Genomic DNA, 20,454 nt, shown 5'->3' on the forward strand with positions numbered 1-20,454 from the left:
GCGGGCTTCGGGGCGGTGGTGGTGCTCACTGCTCCTCCTCCTGCTTCAGGATCAGGCGGAAGTAGAAGGACATGACGATCACCAGCATCACGATCGTCAGGACGGAGATCGCTGCCGCGAGCGCGTAGTGGCCCTGGCTCTGGCCCTCGACGAAGGCGAAGACGGGCAGGGTCTCGGAACCGCGGTCGGGGCCGCCGCGGTTCATCGCGTAGACCTGGGTGAAGGCCTTGAAGACCCAGATCACCTCGAGGAACGTGGTGACGAGGAAGAACGGCTTGAGGTTCGGGAAGACGACCTGCCAGAACGTCTGCCAGCCGTTCGCGCCGTCCATCCGCGCGGCCTCGTACAGTTCGCCGCCGACGGTGGTCAGGCCGGCGTACATGTTGAGGGCGACGAAGGGGACGGAGCCCCAGACCACCAGGACGGTGACGATCGCCAGGGTGGAGAAGCCGGACTCGAACCAGTTGTGCTGCTCGTAGCCGGAGAAGCCGAGCGTGCGCATGACCCAGTTCATGACGCCGAACTGCTCGTCGAACAGCCACTGGAAGACGGTGACGGACGCGACGATCGGCATGGCCCAGGCCATCACCAGGGCCATCGACAGCACCAGGCGCATCCACGTGCCGAGGCGGCTCAGCAGGATGCCGAGGAGGCTGCCGATCACCATGATCAGCGCGACGTTGGCCGCGGTGAAGGCGAAGGTGCGGGCGACGACGGTCCAGAAGTGCGCGTCGCCCAGCAGCTGGGTGTAGTTCTCGACGCCGTTGAAGGGCGCCTTCCGCTGGATGAACTCGATCTTGTCGACCTTCTGGAACGACAGGATCACGTTCTTGATCAGCGGATAGAGCAGCAGCGTGGCCAGGCTGAGGACCGCGGGCCCGGTCAGGAGGTACGGCAGCCAGCCCGAGGGAAGCGACGCTCTGCCCCGGCGAGGAGACGACGGGGTGGTCCCGGTGGTGGTGGGCGGCGTCTGCTGCCGTCCGGCGGACTTCGGTGGTGCGTCCTGTGGAGCGGTCGCCGCTCCCTGGGAGTGCACGGTCATGTCTTGGTTACCTCGGCTGCGGTCGGGCGTCGCATACGTCTGTCAATGCGCGACCGGGGGTGCGGCGGGCGCGTGGGCGCCGGCCGCACCCCCCGGTGCTGCGTGCTACTTGTTGATGCGGTCCGCGATTTCCTTGTCCGCGTCCGCGCCCGCCTTGGCGGCGTCCTCACCCTTCAGGACCTTGGTCATGAACTCCTTGAGCGGGTTGGGCTCGGTCTCGACGTTCGCCCAGCCCGGGGTGACCGGGGTGATGCGGCCGCCCACGCCGCCCTTGCCCATGGCCTCGGCGAAGGAGCCCGCGGCGGGGGTGAAGTTCGCGGCGGCCTGGTTCGGGAGCAGCGCGCCCTTGGTCTCGGCGGCGTACTTCGCCATCTGGTCCTTGCCTGCGGCGAGGGCCAGCCACTCCTTGGCGAGGTCCTTGTTCTTGGAGCGCTCGGCGACCGCGAGGTTCGAGCCGCCGAGGAAGACGGTGCCCGGCTTGTCGGCGGTCTTGCCCGGGATCGGGAAGTAGCCGAAGTCGGCTTCCTTGCCCGCGTCCTTCAGGGCCTTCTCCGCTCCGCCGGCCTCCCAGCCGAGACCGATCCAGGAGGCGACGCCGCCCTTGGGAACGACGTCGGTGGACTGCTGCGGGGTGGCCTCGTCCTTGTCCTTCGGGGCGGTGGAGTAGGACTGGAGCTTCTTGTAGAACTCCATCGCGGAGGCGGCCTGGGGGGTGCCGAGACCGCCCTTCCACTTGCCGCCGTCCTTGACGGCGAGCTCGCCGCCCTCGTCCCAGACGAAGCCGGCGAGGACGTACCAGCTCTGGCCGGGGAGGTAGATCGGCTGCGTGGACGGGTCCGCGGCCTTCAGCTTCTCGAGGCCGGCGACCCACTCGTCACGGGTGGTCGGCGGGGTGACGCCGGCCTTCGCGAAGGCCTTCTTGTCGTACACGACGACGCGGTTGGCGGCGTACCACGGAGCGGAGTAGAGCTTGCCCTCGTACTCGGCCGAGGCGAGCATGCTCTTCTGCCAGGCGTCCGCGCCGAGCTCGGACTTGTCCTTGGTCAGGTCGGCGAGGCCGCCGGTGACCGCGTAGCCGGCGGTCTGGGTGTTGCCGAGCTCGAGGACGTCCGGCGGGGTGTTCTCGGAGAGGGCGGTGGTGACCTTCTCCTGGATGCCCTTCCACTGCTGCTCTTCGACCTTGACCGTGACGCCGGGGTGCTTGGCGGAGAACTCCTTGTTGACCTCGTCGATCCAGGTCTTCGGCGCGGAGCCGTCCATCACCCAGACGGTGATCTCCTTGGCGCCGCCCGCGTCGGTCTTCGCCTTGTCGTCGCCGCCGTTGCCGCACGCCGCGACACCGGCCATCATGCCCGCGACACTGACCGCCGCGATGAGCTTGCGCTTCACGCCACCCTCCTCAGGGAGCTGCCTGCAACTTCCCTCGCCCGCCGCGGTGACATGCACCAAGTACTGCCCGTGGGGCCGGGATCTGATCCATATTGGTTTAGACCAGCAACCGGAGCTTGGCCTAGACCTTTAGGGGTGTCAAGGGTCTAATGAGCGGGTGATCGGTCCGTTACCGGACCGACACCTGGGGGAGGGAGGAGGCCTGTCCTCCCACCCGTGTCACGATGTGACCGCACATATCGGAGGAGCCGGTGACGGCAGCGAAACTGGAGTCGGGAAGGCGGGCGGCGATGTCCACCGAAGGGGCGACCACGGAGCCGGAAGGCGGGGCAGCCACTCGCACGGCGCGTGTGCCCAAGTACTACCGACTCAAGCGGCACTTGCTCGACATGACCGAAACGCTGCCCCCCGGCACGCCGGTGCCGCCGGAACGCACGCTCGCGGCCGAATTCGACACCTCGCGGACCACCGTGCGGCAGGCGCTGCAGGAGCTCGTCGTCGAGGGCCGGCTGGAGCGCATTCAGGGCAAAGGCACCTTTGTCGCGAAACCGAAGGTCTCCCAGCCGCTCCAACTGTCCTCGTACACGGAGGACATGCGGGCCCAGGGGCTGGAGCCCACGTCCCAGCTCCTCGACATCGGCTATGTGACGGCCGACGACACCCTGGCCGGGCTGCTCAAGATCACCACGGGAGGCCGGGTGCTGCGCATCGAGCGGCTGCGCCTCGCCAGCGGTGAGCCGATGGCCATCGAGACCACCCACCTCTCGGCCAAGCGCTTCCCCGCGCTGCGCCGCTCGCTCGCCAAGTACACCTCCCTCTACACCGCCCTCGCCGAGGTGTACGACGTACGGCTCGCGGAGGCCGAGGAGACCATCGAGACCTCCCTGGCCACCCCCCGCGAGGCAGGCCTGCTGGGCACCGACGTCGGCCTGCCGATGCTGATGCTCTCCCGGCACTCGCTGGACGCCGACGGCGAACCCGTCGAGTGGGTGCGGTCGGTGTACCGCGGCGATCGTTACAAATTCGTCGCTCGGCTCCAGCGCCCCGCCGTGTGATTCGTAGTTGACTCTCGTTCCGCTATACGGACGGGGGCTTACGTTCACCGGGCGGCCCCCGTAGATTCCCTGCGCTTACGCAGATGATCAACGAGGGGACGAAGATCATGCCGGAACCGGAAGCAACAGGTGCAGAACGCAACGCGGCGAGTCCGAGCACGGCGACGGACTCGCCTTCCGCGTCAGGGGGGATGACCCCGAAGTCGATCGCCGCCTGGGTGCTCGTCGGACTCATCGGGGCCCTCGGCTGGGGCATCCTGGCGCTCTCGCGCGGCGAGGAGATCTCGGCCGCCTGGCTGCTCGCCGCCGCGCTGGGCTCGTACGCCATCGGCTACCGCTTCTACGCGCGCTTCATCGCCGACCGGGTCCTGAAGGTCGACAAGACGCGGGCCACCCCGGCCGAACGCCTTGACAACGGTGTCGACTTCCACCCCACCGACCGCCGGGTGCTCTTCGGCCACCACTTCGCCGCGGTCGCCGGCGCCGGCCCGCTGGTCGGCCCCGTGCTCGCCGCGCAGATGGGCTATCTGCCGGGCACCATCTGGATCGTCGCGGGCGTCATCTTCGCGGGCGCCGTCCAGGACATGGTCACCCTCTTCTTCTCCACCCGTCGCGACGGGCGCTCGCTCGGCCAGATGGCCCGGGACGAGATCGGCCCCGTCGGCGGAATCGCCGCCCTGATCGCCGTGTTCGCCATCATGATCATTCTGCTGGCGGTGCTCGCACTCGTCATCGTCAACGCGCTGGCGCACTCCCCCTGGGGTGTCTTCTCCATCGGCATGACCATCCCGATCGCCCTCTTCATGGGCTTCTACCTGCGCGTGCTGCGGCCGGGCCGGGTCACGGAGATCTCCGTCATCGGCGTCGCGCTGCTGCTGCTCGCCATCGTCGCGGGCGGCTGGGTCGCCGAGTCCTCACTGGCGAGCACCTTCACCCTGGAGAAGGAGACCCTGGTCCTCTGGATGGTCGCGTACGGCTTCATCGCGTCGGTGCTGCCGGTGTGGATGCTGCTCGCGCCCCGCGACTACCTCTCCACCTTCATGAAGGTGGGCACCATCGCGCTGCTCGCCCTCGGCGTGGTCATCGCCATGCCGACCCTGAAGATGCCGGCGGTCACCGACTTCGCCGCCCGCGGGGACGGGCCGGTCTTCGCCGGGTCGATGTTCCCCTTCGTCTTCATCACCATCGCCTGCGGCGCCCTGTCCGGCTTCCACGCCCTCGTCTCCTCGGGCACCACCCCGAAGATGATCCAGAAGGAGACCCAGGTCCGGGTCATCGGCTACGGCGCCATGCTGACGGAGTCGTTCGTCGCCGTCATGGCGATCATCGCGGCCACCATCATCGAACCCGGCCTGTTCTTCGCGGTGAACTCCCCCGCCGGCGTCATCGGCGCCACGGTCGAGACCGCCTCGCAGGCCGTGACCCACTTCGGCTTCGCCGTCTCGCCCGAGTTCCTCACGCAGGCCGCCAAGGACGTCGAGGAGGCCAGCCTGCTGTCCCGTACGGGCGGCGCGCCGACCTTCGCACTCGGAATGTCGGAGATCTTCTCGTCCGTGGTCGGCGGCGCCGGGATGAAGGCGTTCTGGTACCACTTCGCGATCATGTTCGAGGCGCTGTTCATCCTGACCACCCTCGACGCGGGCACCCGCGTCGGCCGGTTCATGCTCCAGGACACCCTCGGCAACGTGCACAAGTCCTTCAAGGACATCAGCTGGAAGCCGGGCGTGTGGCTGGCGAGCGCACTCGTCGTCGGCGGCTGGGGCTACTTCCTGTGGGTCGGCATCAAGGACCCGCTGGGCGGCATCAACCAGCTGTTCCCACTGTTCGGGATCGCGAACCAGCTGCTCGCGGCGGTGGCCCTGGCCGTCTGCACCACGCTGCTGGTGAAGTCCGGGCGGCTCAAGTGGGCCTGGGTGACCGGCGTCCCGCTGGCCTGGGACGTGGCGGTCACGCTCACCGCGAGCTACCAGAAGGTCTTCTCCGACGACGTGAAGGTCGGGTTCTTCGCGCAGCGCGACAAGTACCAGGACGGCATCGACGCCGGGAAGGTGCTCAAGCCCGCGAAGAACATGGACGAGATGCACACCATCGTCACCAACGCCACGGTCGACGGCGTGCTGTCGGCGCTGTTCGCGGCGCTGATCATCATCGTGCTGCTGGACGCGGCGCGGACCTGCCTCAAGGCGGTCCGCAGCCCGGAGGCGGTCAGGCTCTCCGAGGTCCCGTGGGCCGAGTCGAAGATCATCGCCCCGGCCGGGCTCATCGCGACGGCCGAGGAGCGGGCGGAACTCGCCGCCGCCGGCCTCGACTCGGGCGGCGGCCGCGCGAAGGAGCCGGTGGCGTGAGCGGCGTCCGCGCGGCGCTGGCGAAGGCACGGTTCTTCGTACGGGAGTTCTCGGGCGAGGCGGCGTACGACCGGTACGTCGCGCACGCCCGCACGCACGACCCGGAGGCCGAGGTCCTGACCCGGCGCGCCTTCGAACGCGCCCGCACGGACGCCCGCGAGGCCAACCCCCAAGAGGGCTTCCGCTGCTGTTGACCCACCGCGAAAGGGCCCCGTCCACCCGGCGGGGCCCCGACGGTGTCTCCGACGAGAGCGCCGGGCGCCGACAGCGTCCCGCAGACTCGTCGCCATGGACATCGTGATCAGAACAGCCGTGCCCGCGGACTACGCGGAGCTCGGGGACATCACCGCCCAGGCCTATCTCGACGACGGGCTCCTGGACGCCAACGAGGACGACTCCTACGAGCGGGCGCTGCGGGACGTCGCCGGGCGGGCCGCCGATGCCGAGGTGCTCGTGGCCACCCTCGGCGGCATGCTGCTCGGCGGGGTGACCTTCGCGCCGCCCGGCAGCCGCATGGCCGACCTCGCCGGGCCCGGCGAGGCCGAGTTCCGGATGCTGACGGTGGCCCGCGCGGGCCGCGGCCGGGGCGCGGGCGAGGCCCTGGTGCGTGCCTGCATCCAGCGGGCGCGGGCCATCGAGGGCGTGACGCGCCTGGTGCTCTCGACCCAGGCCGCGAGCCCCGCCGCGCACCGGATCTACGAGCGTCTGGGCTTCGTACGGACCCCCGAACGGGACTGGTCCCCGGTCCCGACGGTGCCGTTGCTGACCTACGCATTGGAGCTGCGCGTACCCGGGCGGTAGCGGGCCGACACAACATGTGGGGGGTCGCGCATCAACGGCCCCCCACATGTATGCTCATGCTCGCTGTCGTCGCAGGGGAATCCGGTGCGAATCCGGAACTGTCCCGCAACGGTATGAAGTACACCCATTGGTGTCACCGCAAGTCCGAGGACCTGCCGACAGTGCGCCCGGCTCGACCGAACCGGGTGCCGATACGTCCGGGCCTCGCGGTTGGGCCGGTGGACGCCGTGCGGTGTGAGCGTGCCCTGCCAGGCCCTGCCCCGCGCGCGCCCGCTCGCGCCCGCACCGCAGGTGTCCCGGAGCCGAGCGAGGGAGAGCTCCCCCCGTGACCATCGCGCCTTCCGCACCGCGCGCCGAGTCCGACCCGTCCGACACCGGAATCGAGACCGGGGGACCTGGGGCCGCGCTGCTGCGTACCCTCACCGAGCTGACGGCCGACCTCCCCGACACCGACCCGGGCCGGGTCGCCGCCGCCGCGCTCCGCGGGCGCAGCGCCGCCGCCGACGAGGCCGAGCTGCGCGGGCTGGCCACGGAGGCCGCCGCCGGTCTGATCTCCGAGGACCCGGCGTACTCCCGGCTCGCCGCCCGGCTGCTGACGCTGGCCGTCGCGGAGGAAGCCGCCGGCCAGGGAGCCACCTCCTTCTCCGCCTCCGTCGCGGTCGGCCACCGCGAGGGCCTGATCGCCGACCGCACCGCCGAGTTCGTGACGCTGCACGCGAGCCGCCTGGACGCGCTGGTCGAGCACACGCTCGCCGAGGGCGCCGACGACCGCTTCGGTTTCTTCGGCCTGCGCACCCTGCACAGCCGCTACCTGCTGCGCCACCCGATCACCCGCCAGGTCATCGAGACCCCGCAGCACTTCATGCTGCGCGTGGCCTGCGGCCTCGCCGAGAACGACAGCGTCCAGGCCGTCGAGGAAGTGGCCTCGCTGTACCGGCTGATGAGCCGCCTCGACTATCTGCCGTCCTCCCCCACGCTCTTCAACTCCGGCACCCGGCACCCGCAGATGTCCTCCTGCTACCTGCTGGACTCCCCGCTGGACGAGCTCGACTCGATCTACGACCGCTACCACCAGGTCGCGCGCCTGTCGAAGCACGCCGGCGGCATCGGCCTCTCGTACTCCCGCATCCGGGCCCGCGGTTCGCTGATCCGCGGTACGAACGGCCACTCCAACGGCATCGTGCCGTTCCTGAAGACCCTCGACGCCTCCGTCGCCGCCGTGAACCAGGGCGGCCGCCGCAAGGGTGCCGCCGCCGTCTACCTGGAGACCTGGCACGCGGACATCGAGGAGTTCCTGGAGCTCCGCGACAACACCGGCGAGGACCAGCGCCGTACGCACAACCTGAACCTGGCGCACTGGGTGCCGGACGAGTTCATGCGCCGTGTGAACGCGGACGCAGACTGGTCGCTGTTCTCCCCGGCCGACGTGCCCGAGCTGGTCGACCTGTGGGGCGACGAGTTCGACGCCGCGTACCGCAAGGCCGAGGCGGACGGCCTGGCCCGCAAGACCATGCCCGCCCGCGACCTGTACGGCCGGATGATGCGCACCCTCGCGCAGACCGGCCAGGGCTGGATGACCTTCAAGGACGCGTCCAACCGCACGGCGAACCAGACCGCCGAGCCGGGCAAGGTCGTGCACTCCTCGAACCTGTGCACCGAGATCCTCGAGGTCACCAACGACGGCGAGACGGCCGTCTGCAACCTCGGCTCGGTCAACCTGGGCGCGTTCGTCCTCACCGAGACGGGTGAGATGGACTGGGAGCGGCTGGACGAGACCGTCCGCACCGCCGTGACCTTCCTCGACCGCGTCGTGGACATCAACTTCTACCCGACCGAGCAGGCCGGGCGCTCCAACTCCCGCTGGCGCCCGGTGGGCCTGGGCGCGATGGGTCTGCAGGACGTCTTCTTCAAGCTGCGCCTGCCCTTCGACTCCGCCGAGGCGAGGGCCCTCTCCACCAAGATCGCCGAGCGCATCATGCTCGCGGCGTACGAGGCCTCCTGCGACCTGGCCGAGCGCCACGGCCCGCTGCCGGCCTGGTCGCAGACCCGTACGGCCCGCGGTGTCCTGCACCCGGACCACTACGACACCGAGCGCGCCTGGCCCGAGCGCTGGGACGCCCTGCGCGCCCGCGTCGCCGAGAGCGGCATGCGCAACTCCCTGCTCCTCGCCATCGCCCCGACCGCGACGATCGCCTCGATCGCCGGCGTGTACGAGTGCATCGAGCCGCAGGTCTCCAACCTCTTCAAGCGCGAGACGCTGAGCGGTGAGTTCCTCCAGGTCAACGGCTACCTGGTGGAGGAGCTGAAGCAGCTCGGCGTGTGGGACGCCCAGACCCGCGAGGCCCTGCGCGACTCCAGCGGCTCGGTCCAGGGCTTCGGCTGGATCCCGGCCGAGGTGCGCGAGCTGTACCGCACGGCGTGGGAGATCCCGCAGCGCGGCCTGATCGACATGGCCGCGGCCCGTACGCCGTACCTCGACCAGTCGCAGTCGCTGAACCTGTTCCTGGAGACGCCGACCATCGGGAAGCTGTCCTCGATGTACGCGTACGCCTGGAAGCAGGGCCTGAAGACCACGTACTACCTGCGCTCGCGCCCGGCGACCAAGATCGCCCGCGCCGCGCAGGCGGCCACCCCCGTCGCGCTGCCGCAGGCGGTCGCGGACGCCGAGGCGCTGGCCTGCTCCCTTGAGAACCCCGAGTCCTGCGAGGCCTGCCAGTAATGAGCTCCACCGACAAGAAGAACCTGCTCGACCCTGGCTTCGAGCTGACGCTGCGTCCCATGCGCTACCCGGACTTCTACGAGCGCTACCGGGACGCGATCAAGAACACGTGGACCGTCGAGGAGGTCGACCTCCACTCGGACGTCGCCGACCTCGCGAAGCTGACGCCCGCCGAGCAGCACATGATCGGCCGCCTCGTCGCGTTCTTCGCGACGGGTGACTCGATCGTCTCGAACAACCTGGTGCTGACGCTCTACAAGCACATCAACTCCCCGGAGGCGCGCCTGTACCTGTCGCGCCAGCTGTTCGAGGAGGCCGTGCACGTCCAGTTCTATCTGACGCTGCTCGACACCTACCTGCCCGACCCGGACGACCGCGCGGCCGCCTTCGACGCGGTCGAGGAGATCCCGTCGATCCGCGAGAAGGCGCAGTTCTGCTTCAGGTGGATGGACTCGGTCGAGAAGATCGAGCGGCTGGAGACGCAGGCCGACCGCCGTCGCTTCCTGCTGAACCTGATCTGCTTCGCCGCGTGCATCGAGGGCCTGTTCTTCTACGGCGCCTTCGCGTACGTGTACTGGTTCCGCTCGCGCGGCCTGCTGCACGGCCTGGCCACCGGCACCAACTGGGTGTTCCGCGACGAGACCATGCACATGAACTTCGCGTTCGAGGTCGTGGACACGGTCCGCAAGGAGGAGCCGGAGCTCTTCGACGACGCCCTCCGGCAGCAGGTCACCGACATGCTGAAGGAGGCCGTGGAGGCGGAGCTGCAGTTCGGCCGCGACCTGTGCGGTGACGGCCTGCCGGGCATGAACACCGAGTCGATGCGCGAGTACCTGGAGTGCGTCGCGGACCAGCGCCTGGTCCGCCTCGGCTTCCCGCCGGTCTACGGCTCGCAGAACCCGTTCTCCTTCATGGAGCTGCAGGGTGTCCAGGAGCTGACGAACTTCTTCGAGCGCCGTCCGTCGGCCTACCAGGTCGCGGTCGAGGGCACGGTCGACCTGGACGAGGACTTCTAAGTCCCGTCCGGTCGCCGTCGGTACGGCTTGATAGCGTCCCCGCCCATGGGAAGCAGCATCCGGTTCACCGGGTTCTCGGGCGGGGGCGCTTCGTCATGTCCGGGGCGGGCGGCATGACCGGCACCGGCTGGGCCGGGCGGGCCCGGCTGCGGCCGGGGGGCATGCTGTACGGGGGCGCCGTCGGGTCCGCCACCGCGCACGCGCACCACTCCGTGCAGGTCATCGCCGCGCTGGGCGGGGACGAGCTGCTGCTGGCCGGGCCGGCCGGGGAGCCCTTCAGGTGCCGGGCGTACGTGGTCCCGGCCGGGGTGCGGCACTCCGTGCTGGGCGGGACCGCACGCGGGGTGGTGCTGCACTACGACCCCCTCTCCGTGGCCGGGCGCCGGCTCGCGGCGCTGGCGGGGGACGCGGCAGACCTCGTACCGGCCACCGGCCTGCCCGCCGATCCCTTCGAGGCGGCGTGCGCGCTGGACTCCGTACTCCCCCGGGGCCCGCTGCCGGCCGCGGACCCGCATCCCGGGGTGGTGCGGGTGCTGGACTGGCTGCCCGGACGGGAACACGTACGGCTGTCCCAGGCGGCCGAGGTGGCGTGCCTGTCGGAGAGCCGCCTCGCGCACCTCTTCCGGTCCGAGCTGGGGCTGCCGTTCCGCCCGTACGTGCTGTGGCTGCGGCTGATGAGCGCCGCCGAACTCGCTTCCCGGGGGCACTCCCTGACGGACGCGGCGCACGGCGCGGGCTTCGCCGACGGGGCGCACTTCAGCCGGGTGTGGCGCCGGATGTTCGGGATCGCACCGTCGGACTTCACCCGCACCATCCAGTGGATGTAGCAGGTTCGTTCAAGCGCCGGCGGGCCCTGCGGCCGCACCGTGGACTCATGAAGAACCTGATGAAGAGCTGCATTTCCGCGTGCACGGGCAAGGCCATGCCGGCCGCCGTGCGCGAGGCCTTCGAGGCGGAGCTGCGCCGCGCCCGCGACGCCGCGCCCGACACCCCGGCCATGTGGACCGCCCTGGAGCGGGCCCACATCATCTCCCAGGCCTGGGCCAGGCCCCACACCCGTGCGCACTGGCACATGTTCCGGCTCGCGGTGCGCTGCCGGGACCGGTCGGAGACGGTGGGGCAGGTGGTGCGGATCCTGGTGGCGGGGGCCGGGTCGGTGACCGGGCGCGTGCCGTACGGCAACACGGGGCGTACGGCGGCGGGCCTCTTCACGCCGATGCCCCTCCCGGACGATCTGCGGGTGCTGCTGGGCCGCGCGTAGCCGCCGGTCGATGCGGCGCTCGCGTCGGCCCCGTACAGCGCGGGGCCCGGCAGCGCCTCACGCAGACAGGCCCTGCCCCGGACCGGGCAGGGCCTGTCGGGTGCGGAGGGGTTCTTACGCGTTCGGAACCGTCTCGTAGCGCGGGGTGCCCTCGTCCATCTGGCGCAGGGCGTCCTTGCGGTCGCGCTTCGAGAGCCGGTCGATGTACAGGTACCCGTACAGATGGTCCGTCTCGTGCTGCAGGCAGCGCGCGAAGTAGCCCGTGCCGCGCACCTTGATCGGGTTGCCCTGCGCGTCCTGGCCGGTCACCTCGGCGTAGTCCGGGCGGGCCAGCGAGGCGTACGCGGTCGGGACCGACAGGCAGCCCTCGTTGGAGTCGTCGAGCACACGGGAGCCGGCCGGCAGCTCCACGAGCTTCGGGTTGACCACGGCACCGGTGTGGCGCAGCCCGTCGTCGTCCGGGCAGTCGTAGACGAAGACCTTGGCGTCCACGCCGATCTGGTTCGCGGCCAGGCCCACGCCCTCGGCGGCCTTCTGGCTGGCGAACATGTCGTCGATCAGCTGCGCCAGCTCGTCGCCGAACTCGGTGACGTCCTTGCACTCGCGGTGCAGGACCGGGTTGCCGACCACAGTGATCGGGCGGGCGGTGCCGCGCTCGCGGTGGGCCAGCTCGCGCGCCTCACAGTCCTCGGTGTCCACGACGTACCCGTCGTTCACTACCTCGACGACCTCGTTCTCCTGCTGCGCCATGTCCGCCGTACGCCTTCCGTAAGTCCACCCGTTCACCAATGTGCCGGTACAGCCTACGGTGCCCGCTCAGCAGACTTCCTCGAGATCCCGCCACTCCCGGGTCTCCGGACTGTCCGCGACCCAGCCGTCGAGCAGTCCGCGCACCAGACCGGCCGGCGCCGCGATGCCGCATTCCCGCTCCGGCACCCACAGCGGGCCGGAACCGTTCGTACGGTGCCCCAGCGGTCCGGGATGCCCCGGTTCGCTGTGGTCGTGCGGGTCCAGGTGCTCCCCGTCGCCCTCGCCGCTCGGCATCACGCTCTCCGAGCAGGTCCGGCACAGCAGCCGCACCGACGACGACCAGTCCTCGGCGGCGAAGCCCGCGTCCGAGGCCAGCTGCTCGAGCGCGTCGCGGTCCGCCTCGGTGGCCGCCTCCAGCAGCACCACCCAGGTCGGCACCGGCGAGGGCGCCCACAGCTCGATCTCGTCGAAGACCGGGTACGAGGGCCCGGCCGCGGTGACCCGCTCGCCGTGCGGGACCCCGTCGTGCAGGACGACCTCGCCCCAGCGGCGCCCCGAGGAGGGCAGCGGGATCGAGAGGACCTCCATGCGGGCCGGGTCCAGCCGGCGGCCCCAGACCACCTCGGCCTCCCCCTCGGGGGACAGCCGCACGGCGGCGCTGCCGAGCTCCATGCCGACCGGTTCGCCGCTGCCCTTCGCCGGATGGGTGCCCGAGCCGTGCGGGTCCCCGGGCACCTTCAGCCCGTACGCCTGCCAGGCCCGGCGGGCCAGCGGCCAGTCCTGCAGCGCGGTCGCCGCGATCCCGACGTTCCACCAGTCCGGGGCGCCGGTCTCGCGGTCCAGCAGGGCCACGGCGCGCAGTCCGGCGGACCGCGCCTGCTCCCAGTCGTGCCGGAACTTGTGCAGCAGGGCGAGGTTGAACCAGGACTCGGACAGCCAGGGCTCCAGGTCCGCGGCTCTGGTCAGCAGCGCGCCCGCGTCCTCGTACCGACCGTCGCCGATCAGCGTGAACGCGCGGTCGGTGGCCTGCCGCCACGAGGCGGAGGGCCGATGCCGTACCTTCCCGAAGATCCTCACAATTCCCGCCTGCCTGGGGGCACCTCCCAGCGGTGGCTGGGGGAGAACGGTGCAGCCTTGCGGACACTCCTACTGGCATCCAACCATGCCCACTCGGACGGCCGCTCATTACCCATGGGTTACCCAGGTCGGACGGGAACAACTCTGTCACGTCCGCCCCTGGCCAGAACCCTTGCGAGACACTCCACGACCTCTGGCTGGTAGTCGCGCCCGGTACCCAGCCGGAGCTGCTCCAGGGCCGTCAGTGAGCCGCCCGGGTGACGGGTCCCGCCGAGCAGGTCGTCGTACGCGTTGACCGCCCGCACGATGCGCGCGGCGACGGGCTGCTCCCGGTACGGGTCCGCCTGCCGCTCCACGACCACCGCCACCTCGGCGGGCACCCCGGTCTGCCGGGCCACCTCCCCGCCGAGCACGGCGATCCGGCGGGCCTCGGCGGCGGGCAGCCCGGCGGTGGCCCCGGACCGGACCGGGTCGACGAGGGAGAGCTGGCCGATGTCGTGCATGAGGGCGGCGTATTCCAGCACCGTGAGCTCCCGCTCCGACAGGCCGAGCTCCCGGCCGACGGCGCAGCTCAGCGCGGCGACCCGGCGGGAGTGCCCCGGACGGGTACAGCCGGCGATCTCGGTGGCCCGGGCCAGGGAGGTGATGGTCTGGCGGTAGGTGGTGCGGATCGCGGTGATCCGGTGGAAGGACATCTGGGTCAGCAGCAGGGGCAGGCAGAAGACGGGCAGGGCCCACAGCCCGGCGACGGCCACGCCGAGGGCCATGACCACGCCGGTGGCGCAGATCGCCGAGCCGATGCCGAGCTGGGCGCGCAGCTCGTCGCGCAGCAGCGGCCCGTACGGCCGGCCCGTACGGGCACCGGACAGCGCGGCGGCGAGCACGGCGTCGCACAGGGCGGTGAGGCCGAGCAGGAAGAGCAGGAAGAGGACGAGGTACGGGCCCTGCCCGAGGCCGTGCTCGAGCCGGCCGGAGTTGTAGAGCGGCTGGAAGCAGACGGCGGCGAAGGCGAGGGTGAGGACCCGGCGGGCCAGGTGGTCGGCGGCGGGGCCGCGGCCACGGGCGATGTGCGGGACGATCCCGGCGAGCGTCGCGGACACGACGACCGTGACGATCTGGAGCACCCCGTGGTGGGTGGACTGGGTGGCGTTCGGGCCGAGCAGGGCGTACGCGAGGGCGCCGGCGGAGCCCAGGGGTGCGGGCCGGCGATCGTCGGCCGCGTCGTGGGCGGCCCGGCTGTCACGGGTGTCGCGGCGGGCGAGCTCGCCGCAGGCGATCAGGGCGCCGAAGGCCAGGGCGGTGCCGGGCTCGACGACGCCGTTCCACAGGGTGTGCCCGAGCCCGGCCAGGGTGAGCACCCCGGCGGCCCCGCGCACCGTCCACGCGACCCGGTCCCTCACGCGCCGTCCCCGCTCTCCGCGTCCCCGGCCGGTGTGCGCATGCCACGAGCGAGCAGCCGGCCCGCCGGCTCGTCGCCGCGGGCCGGGGAAGCCGGGGAAGCCGGGGAAGCCGGTGCGGCCGGGGAAGCCGGTGCGGCCGGTGCGGCCCGGCGGGCCGCGGCCGCCTCGCGGCCCTGGGCCGGGAGCGCGGGCAGTGCCGGTGCGGGGGTCCCGCCCGGCAGGGCGGCCGCCCCTGCGGCGGCGCCTGCGGATCCGGAAGCGGAACCGGCCGGGATCACCTGGACGTCGTCGTCCGCGGTGACCACCGGGTGCCAGCCGTCCCGCCCGATGGAGGTGACCAGCGCGAGGACCATCGCCGGATCGAACTGCGCCCCCGCACACCGTTCCAGCTCGGCCAGGGCCACCGGCACCGGCCGGGCCCGGCTGTACGAGCGGGTCGAGGTCATCGCGTCGAAGGCGTCGGCCACCGCCACCACCCGGGCCAGCACCGGGATCTGCTCGCCGGTCAGCCCGTACGGATATCCGGAGCCGTCGACCCGCTCGTGGTGGTGCAGGATCGCGGACCGGGCCTCCCCCAGGGAGCCGATGCCGCGCACCATCTCGTGCCCGTACTCGGGGTGCAGCTCGACGACCCGGCGCTCCTCGGGGGTCAGCGGCCCGTCCTTGCGCAGCAGCCGGGTCGGGACGCCGAGTTTGCCGACGTCGTGCAGGGTCCCGGCGATCCGGACGACTTCGAGCCGGTCCTCGGCCATGCCCAGCTCGCGGGCGATCATCGCCGAGGCCTGGCCGACGCGCTCGCCGTGGCCGCGCGTATAACGGTCCTTGAGGTCGACGGCCTGGACGAGCGCCCGGATCGCGGCCTGGTGGGCGGCCCGCTCGCGGTGGTACTGGGCGAAGACCCAGCAGGAGATGTACATCGGCAGCAGGACGAGCAGCGCGGCCGGGAACCCGTACGAGCTGCGCCACATGACGGCCATCATCAGCCCGGCGAGGCCGTGCACGCAGTACGGGGCCAGGGTGGGGGTCCCTTCGGACGAAGTCCGGGGGAGGGTGAGCAGTCCATGCCACGCCGTCCGTGCGGGCCGGCGCTCGGCGGCGGCCAGGACGCCCCCGTCGAGGGCGGTCAGTACGAGGCAGAAGGCGACGGCCGCGGCCGCCGCGGGGAGCATCGCGTACGGGAACTCTGCGATCCGGCGGCCCGCACCGGTCGGCCCGGACCCCCCGAAGGCCCCGCCGAACGTTCCGTCGAAGGGGCTTCCGCCCAGCGCGGCCGGCCCGCCCAGCAGCCCGAACGTCCGCCCGGCGGCCCAGGCGGCCGTGGCCTGCTGCGCCGCGTGCCACACCCGGCGCACCCAGGCGGGCCGCTGGACCACCGCCTGGACGAACCCGCCGGGCAGCGCCACGAGCGCGGCGGCGGCCGGCGGCAGCAGGAAGACGGCGGCGAGCACCACGGGGAAGAAGGATCCGATGCCCTCGGGGACCCGGCTGCCCGGCAGCGGGCAGATCTTGACGAGTTCGCAGCCGAGGTAGAGGACGGCGAGCAGCCCGACGGCGGGCCAGGGGGTGCCGGGGTCGGCGAGCGTGGGGGCGGTGCAGGCGAGTGCCACGAGGACGGCGCACAGGACGTATCCGCGCGCCGCCGGCGGAAGTATCCGCATGGAGCTCTCCTCCCCTGTGCCGTGCACGCACGGCACCGCATCGCACCGGCACCGCTTGGGGAGAATAGGTGGGGCCCTTTGTGCAGCGGGCCACATTTTCGTATTGCGCCGTACGGGCGCCCCCGGATTAGCACCTTCGGGTGAACGAAGTGGGTTTCCAGGGGCAGTTGTTCGATCAGCCGGTGGCGGGATCCGCGGTCACGTCGTGATCGGGGACGGCCTGGCCCGAACGAATCAGCTCGATCCGTCCCATGACCTTCGAGCGCAGATCGGTCGGCACGTCGTCCGAACCGCAGCAGCGCTTCACCAGCTTCTTCACGGCCTGCTCCAGACCGTACTTCTCCAGACACGGATTGCACTCGCCGAAGTGCGTCTCGAACTTCGTGCAATCACTGTCCGGCATCTCGTGGTCCAGGAACTCGTACAGGTGGTCCAGGACCTCAGAACACTCCGTCTCGTGCGGCTCTCCGCAGCTCATGAGCCTGAGCCTTTCAGGTCGTTCGACTCTCCCGCGCCGGCGGGAACCAGCCCGCGCTCACGGGCATAGTCCTCCAGCATTCCGCGGAGTTGACGGCGGCCACGGTGCAGTCGGGACATGACCGTACCGATGGGTGTACCCATGATGTCCGCGATCTCCTTGTACGCAAAGCCCTCTACGTCGGCAAGATAGACCGCGATGCGGAACTCCTCCGGAATGGCCTGAAGCGCTTCCTTCACATCCGAATCGGGCAGGTGATCGAGTGCCTGCGACTCGGCGGAACGCAGTCCGGTCGACATGTGCGACTCGGCGCGCGCCAGCTGCCAGTCTTCGATCTCCTCCGCCGCGCTGCGCTGCGGTTCACGCTGCTTCTTGCGGTAGGAGTTGATGAACGTGTTGGTCAGAATGCGGTAGAGCCACGCCTTGAGATTGGTGCCCTCGCGGAACTGGTGGAAGGACGCGTACGCCTTCGCATACGTCTCCTGGACCAGGTCCTCGGCGTCGGCCGGATTGCGCGTCATGCGCAGCGCGGCCGAGTACATCTGGTCGAGGTAGCCGAGGGCATCCCTCTCGAAGCGCGCATTGCGCTCCGGGGTCGTCTCCTCCGCGTGGCCTTCGTCGGTCCCAGCGACAGGACCCACCTCCTCCGACTGCGTGACGGCTCCGAAAGCGGACCCGCTCGAATCGGAGAATAGTCGACCATCCCGGCCTTCCGCCGCCTGAAGCAGGCCGCGCTTGGGCCCGGGCAGGACCGTCCAGTCCAGGCCTGCCGCCTGCGGACGGTGCTGGCTGATGACCTGGGTCATGCGCTCCCTCTCCTCCGACGAGTTCCCGTGCGTTCCGACATCCGGGACAACAGAAGGGTCGGGCCGCGCATTCCCGGGCGCGGGCGGGGTTTCCGGCCCCTGTCAGGTCGGCGCCGAAAGGTGAGCCGGATCACCCCGGATTTCCCGGAGTGCGTCATGCCCCCCTCAAGGAGATCTCCGGCGGGCCTCGAGCGGCAGTGCGCCCGGACCCGGGCGGCCGGCCCGGGGCCGAGTCAGCGGCCGGGCCGGGGCCGGGTCAGCGGCCGGGCCGGGTCAGCGGCCGGGCCGGGGCCGGGTCAGCGGCCGGGCCGGGGCCGGGTCAGCGGCCGGGCCGGGGCCGGGTCAGCGGCCGGGCCGGGGCCGGGTCAGAGGGGAAGCCCGGCGAGCCATTCGGCGACCGCTTCCGTGATCACCGCGAGGGCCTCGTCCTGGGTCAGATCCGCCTTCTTCGGCACCGCGAAGCCGTGGTCGCCGTACGGGACCTCCACCAGTTCGTACGCCGCCTGCGCGCTCGGCGGCGGGAACTCCTGCGGCCGCCCGAAGGGGTCCCGGCCGCCCTGGACGACCAGGGTGGGCCGCCCGGCGCCGGTCAGCTCCTCGGCCCGGGACTTCTCGGGCCGGCCCGGCGGGTGCAGCGGGAACGCCAGCGCCAGCACCCCGGCCGCCCCCAGCTCGGCGGCGGTCCGGCAGGCCACCCGGGCCCCGGCGCTGCGCCCGCCCGCCACCACCGGCAGCCCGGGCTTCGCCAGCGCCGGCCACAGGCCCCGCCAGCCCTCGTCGAGCACCTTGGGCGCGGCGGCCACCTTCTTCCCGGCGACCCGCCACGGCTGCTCGACCAGCGCCACGGTGACCCCCTGCGCGGGCAGGGCGGCGGCCAGGGCCCGGAGGTCGCGGGCCTCGATCCCGCCGCCTGCGCCGTGGCTGACGGCCAGCACGAGGCGGGCCGTGCGGGCGGGGGCGGGGTGCCAGGTGATGCGGGCCTCGCCCGCCGGGGTGTCGACGCTCTCGGTACGCGTGGTCATGGACCCATCCTGCACGCGCTAGAAGAGCGTGCTCTCCTCCGGCGCGGCCAGCTCGTGGAGCAGCTCCGGCCCGTTGTTGCGCACGTTGCTGACGGCGGTGGACACCGGGTACGCGCGCATCAGCCCGCCGGGCGGCGGCGCGAGCAGGGCCCGGAGTTCGTCGGTGTCGGTCCGGGCCGGGTCCAGCCAGGCGTCCCAGCGGTCCGGGGTCAGCATGAGCGGCATCCGGGGGTGGATGTCGGCGAGCGCCGCCGGCCCCTCGGCGGGGGCCACCCCCAGCGGCCCGGTCTCGGCCTCGGCGGTGATCACCGAGCAGGTCGCCCACCAGGCACGGGGGTGGTCGCCGGGGAGGGCCGGGTCGCGCCAGAACTCGTATATGCCGGCCATGGCGAAGACGGAGCCGTCGGCGGGGAGCACGAAGTACGGCTGCTTGCGGGCCCGCTTCTTCTTCCCCTCGACCTCCAGCTGCCGCTCGTCGTGGGCGGTGACCCACTCGTAGTAGCCGTCGGCGGGGACGATGCAGCGGCGCTGCGCGAAGGGGCGGCGGAAGGACGGCTTCTCGGCCAGCGTCTCGGACCGGGCGTTGATCATCCGGGCGGCGCCGTCGGGGTTCTTGGCCCAGGAGGGGACGAGCCCCCACCTCAGGACGCGCAGCTGACGAACCGGACGCGGATCCGGAGCGTCCTTCACAGGACGGTCGAGGACGACGTGGACCTCCTTCGTCGGCGCCACGTTCCAGTCGGGTGCCAGGGTCTCCTCCGGCTCCCACCGCTCGACGCCGAAGGCCTCCGCCAGGTCCTCGGGCTTGCGACTCGCTGCATACCTTCCGCACATGGCTGCCACACTGCCATCTCACCCTCTTACCACCGCAAGGAGTCCGCCACTCTATGGACAGCACCACGACCGCCGGCCTGTGGGACCGACTCACCGGCATACAGACCCCGCCGGCCCTGTGGCTGGTGATCGTGACAGGCGTGGTCGCGCTGGCCGCCGTGGCGCCGCGCCCGCTGTGGCGGTTGTCCCGCAACGCCGTGACCATCGCCCACGAGGGCGGCCACGGGCTGATCGCGCTGCTGACCGGACGGAAGCTGGACGGGATCCGGCTGCACTCCGACACCAGCGGGGTCACCGTCAGCGTCGGCAAGCCGACCGGGCCCGGGATGATCCTCACCGCCGCCGCCGGGTACCCGGCGCCCTCGCTGCTCGGGCTCGGCGGGGCCGCGCTGCTGTCGGCCCACCGGATCACGCTGCTGCTGTGGGCGGCCACCGCGCTGCTGCTCGCGATGCTGGTGATGATCCGGAACGCGTACGGCGCCCTGACGGTGGTACTGGCCGGCGGAACGTTCGTCCTGGTCTCCTGGCTCGCCCCGGCCGAGGTCCAGGCCGTCTTCGCGTACCTGGCGGTGTGGTTCCTGCTGATGGGCGGAGTGCGGCCGGTCTTCGAGCTGGGCGCCAAGCGACGGCACGGCGGGGCGCCGGATTCCGACGCGGACCAGCTGGGGCGGCTCACCCACGTCCACCCGGTGGCCTGGCTGCTCCTCTTCCACGCCGTCGCGCTGTGCTCGATCATCGGCGGCGGGCGCTGGCTTCTCAACCTCTGAGACCAACCCCCCACCGGCGGCGCGATCAAGATCT

General features: G+C 71.6%; 19 protein-coding genes and 1 riboswitch. Of the genes, 9 read left to right on the forward strand and 10 right to left on the reverse strand.

Going from position 1 to position 20,454, the window contains the following annotated elements; all coding sequences use genetic code 11:
- Nucleotides 1-25: 25 nt before the first annotated feature.
- Together AB0I68_RS03580 and AB0I68_RS03585 are read right to left on the reverse strand one after the other, a co-directional pair.
- Entirely contained in the window at nt 26-1,042 is a 1,017-nt protein-coding gene (locus AB0I68_RS03580; RefSeq protein WP_363175513.1) for a sugar ABC transporter permease, read from the reverse strand.
- 105 nt (nt 1,043-1,147) lie between these two features.
- Nucleotides 1,148-2,431: an extracellular solute-binding protein gene (locus AB0I68_RS03585; RefSeq protein WP_363175514.1), complete on the reverse strand. Its 1,284-nt coding sequence runs from the start codon at nt 2,429-2,431 to the stop codon at nt 1,148-1,150.
- Between the two features lie 290 nt (nt 2,432-2,721).
- Between AB0I68_RS03585 and AB0I68_RS03590 the strand changes: the two genes are divergently transcribed.
- From AB0I68_RS03590 to AB0I68_RS03625, 8 genes are all read left to right on the forward strand, one after another.
- A complete protein-coding gene (locus tag AB0I68_RS03590; protein WP_363175515.1) occupies nt 2,722-3,486 on the forward strand; it encodes a GntR family transcriptional regulator in 765 nt (254 codons plus the stop codon).
- A 191-nt stretch (nt 3,487-3,677) separates the two neighbouring features.
- The gene (locus AB0I68_RS03595; RefSeq protein WP_363175516.1) at nt 3,678-5,831 is read left to right on the forward strand and encodes a carbon starvation CstA family protein; all 2,154 of its coding nucleotides are present in this window, start codon (nt 3,678-3,680) and stop codon (nt 5,829-5,831) included.
- Entirely contained in the window at nt 5,828-6,025 is a 198-nt protein-coding gene (locus AB0I68_RS03600) for a YbdD/YjiX family protein (RefSeq protein ID WP_363175517.1), read from the forward strand. Before AB0I68_RS03595 ends, AB0I68_RS03600 begins: the two co-directional genes overlap by 4 nt.
- A gap of 94 nt (nt 6,026-6,119) precedes the next feature.
- Nucleotides 6,120-6,632: a GNAT family N-acetyltransferase gene (locus AB0I68_RS03605; protein WP_363175518.1), complete on the forward strand. Its 513-nt coding sequence runs from the start codon at nt 6,120-6,122 to the stop codon at nt 6,630-6,632.
- 43 nt (nt 6,633-6,675) lie between these two features.
- Nucleotides 6,676-6,807, forward strand: a riboswitch (cobalamin riboswitch).
- A 156-nt stretch (nt 6,808-6,963) separates the two neighbouring features.
- On the forward strand, nt 6,964-9,351 hold the full coding sequence (locus tag AB0I68_RS03610) for a ribonucleoside-diphosphate reductase subunit alpha (protein ID WP_363175742.1): 2,388 nt from the start codon (nt 6,964-6,966) through the stop codon (nt 9,349-9,351).
- Nucleotides 9,351-10,367, forward strand: a complete 1,017-nt coding sequence (locus AB0I68_RS03615; RefSeq protein ID WP_363175519.1) for a ribonucleotide-diphosphate reductase subunit beta — start codon at nt 9,351-9,353, stop codon at nt 10,365-10,367. Before AB0I68_RS03610 ends, AB0I68_RS03615 begins: the two co-directional genes overlap by 1 nt.
- A gap of 113 nt (nt 10,368-10,480) precedes the next feature.
- Complete coding sequence (locus AB0I68_RS03620; protein ID WP_363175520.1) at nt 10,481-11,194, forward strand: helix-turn-helix domain-containing protein; 714 nt, start codon at nt 10,481-10,483, stop codon at nt 11,192-11,194.
- A 47-nt stretch (nt 11,195-11,241) separates the two neighbouring features.
- Nucleotides 11,242-11,628: a DUF3703 domain-containing protein gene (locus tag AB0I68_RS03625; protein WP_363175521.1), complete on the forward strand. Its 387-nt coding sequence runs from the start codon at nt 11,242-11,244 to the stop codon at nt 11,626-11,628.
- Nucleotides 11,629-11,742: 114 nt separating this feature from the next.
- Here the strand turns inward: AB0I68_RS03625 and def are convergent, their stop codons facing one another.
- The 8 genes from def to AB0I68_RS03665 form a co-directional block, all read right to left on the reverse strand.
- The gene (def, locus tag AB0I68_RS03630) at nt 11,743-12,378 is read right to left on the reverse strand and encodes a peptide deformylase (RefSeq protein WP_363175522.1); all 636 of its coding nucleotides are present in this window, start codon (nt 12,376-12,378) and stop codon (nt 11,743-11,745) included.
- A 66-nt stretch (nt 12,379-12,444) separates the two neighbouring features.
- Nucleotides 12,445-13,455 (reverse strand): hypothetical protein, encoded by a 1,011-nt coding sequence (locus AB0I68_RS03635; protein WP_363175523.1) that lies wholly within the window; start codon nt 13,453-13,455, stop codon nt 12,445-12,447.
- Nucleotides 13,456-13,574: 119 nt separating this feature from the next.
- Complete coding sequence (locus AB0I68_RS03640; RefSeq protein ID WP_363175743.1) at nt 13,575-14,831, reverse strand: HD domain-containing protein; 1,257 nt, start codon at nt 14,829-14,831, stop codon at nt 13,575-13,577.
- A 20-nt stretch (nt 14,832-14,851) separates the two neighbouring features.
- Entirely contained in the window at nt 14,852-16,513 is a 1,662-nt protein-coding gene (locus AB0I68_RS03645; protein WP_363175524.1) for an HD-GYP domain-containing protein, read from the reverse strand.
- Nucleotides 16,514-16,688: 175 nt separating this feature from the next.
- Nucleotides 16,689-16,991 carry a mycothiol system anti-sigma-R factor gene (rsrA, locus tag AB0I68_RS03650; protein WP_053784609.1) on the reverse strand — a complete coding sequence of 101 codons (303 nt, stop codon included), beginning with the start codon at nt 16,989-16,991 and terminating at the stop codon, nt 16,689-16,691.
- Nucleotides 16,988-17,632: a sigma-70 family RNA polymerase sigma factor gene (locus AB0I68_RS03655; RefSeq protein WP_008741505.1), complete on the reverse strand. Its 645-nt coding sequence runs from the start codon at nt 17,630-17,632 to the stop codon at nt 16,988-16,990. The genes rsrA and AB0I68_RS03655 overlap by 4 nt, the downstream gene beginning before the upstream one ends.
- Before the next feature lie 530 nt (nt 17,633-18,162).
- The gene (locus tag AB0I68_RS03660) at nt 18,163-18,819 is read right to left on the reverse strand and encodes an alpha/beta family hydrolase (protein WP_363175525.1); all 657 of its coding nucleotides are present in this window, start codon (nt 18,817-18,819) and stop codon (nt 18,163-18,165) included.
- Nucleotides 18,820-18,837: 18 nt separating this feature from the next.
- The gene (locus AB0I68_RS03665; protein WP_363175526.1) at nt 18,838-19,653 is read right to left on the reverse strand and encodes an SOS response-associated peptidase; all 816 of its coding nucleotides are present in this window, start codon (nt 19,651-19,653) and stop codon (nt 18,838-18,840) included.
- Nucleotides 19,654-19,706: 53 nt separating this feature from the next.
- On the opposite strand from AB0I68_RS03665, the gene AB0I68_RS03670 reads away from it, so the two are divergent.
- Nucleotides 19,707-20,420: a M50 family metallopeptidase gene (locus tag AB0I68_RS03670; RefSeq protein WP_363175527.1), complete on the forward strand. Its 714-nt coding sequence runs from the start codon at nt 19,707-19,709 to the stop codon at nt 20,418-20,420.
- The last annotated feature ends 34 nt before the right edge of the window (nt 20,421-20,454 follow it).

The organism is Streptomyces sp. NPDC050448 (assembly GCF_040655295.1).
In the GTDB taxonomy this organism is placed as follows: Bacteria; Actinomycetota; Actinomycetes; order Streptomycetales; family Streptomycetaceae; genus Streptomyces.

What these genes read in the sequence shown, in the direction of transcription:
- AB0I68_RS03645 (WP_363175524.1), bottom strand. Translation starts at nt 16,513, where the DNA reads ATGCGGATACTTCCGCCGGCGGCGCGCGGATACGTCCTGTGCGCCGTC.
- AB0I68_RS03580 (WP_363175513.1), bottom strand. Translation starts at nt 1,042, where the DNA reads ATGACCGTGCACTCCCAGGGAGCGGCGACCGCTCCACAGGACGCACCA.
- AB0I68_RS03615 (WP_363175519.1), top strand. Translation starts at nt 9,351, where the DNA reads ATGAGCTCCACCGACAAGAAGAACCTGCTCGACCCTGGCTTCGAGCTG.
- AB0I68_RS03590 (WP_363175515.1), top strand. Translation starts at nt 2,722, where the DNA reads ATGTCCACCGAAGGGGCGACCACGGAGCCGGAAGGCGGGGCAGCCACT.
- AB0I68_RS03625 (WP_363175521.1), top strand. Translation starts at nt 11,242, where the DNA reads ATGAAGAACCTGATGAAGAGCTGCATTTCCGCGTGCACGGGCAAGGCC.
- rsrA (WP_053784609.1), bottom strand. Translation starts at nt 16,991, where the DNA reads ATGAGCTGCGGAGAGCCGCACGAGACGGAGTGTTCTGAGGTCCTGGAC.
- AB0I68_RS03620 (WP_363175520.1), top strand. Translation starts at nt 10,481, where the DNA reads ATGACCGGCACCGGCTGGGCCGGGCGGGCCCGGCTGCGGCCGGGGGGC.
- AB0I68_RS03605 (WP_363175518.1), top strand. Translation starts at nt 6,120, where the DNA reads ATGGACATCGTGATCAGAACAGCCGTGCCCGCGGACTACGCGGAGCTC.
- AB0I68_RS03595 (WP_363175516.1), top strand. Translation starts at nt 3,678, where the DNA reads ATGACCCCGAAGTCGATCGCCGCCTGGGTGCTCGTCGGACTCATCGGG.
- AB0I68_RS03660 (WP_363175525.1), bottom strand. Translation starts at nt 18,819, where the DNA reads ATGACCACGCGTACCGAGAGCGTCGACACCCCGGCGGGCGAGGCCCGC.
- AB0I68_RS03670 (WP_363175527.1), top strand. Translation starts at nt 19,707, where the DNA reads ATGGACAGCACCACGACCGCCGGCCTGTGGGACCGACTCACCGGCATA.
- AB0I68_RS03665 (WP_363175526.1), bottom strand. Translation starts at nt 19,653, where the DNA reads ATGTGCGGAAGGTATGCAGCGAGTCGCAAGCCCGAGGACCTGGCGGAG.
- def (WP_363175522.1), bottom strand. Translation starts at nt 12,378, where the DNA reads ATGGCGCAGCAGGAGAACGAGGTCGTCGAGGTAGTGAACGACGGGTAC.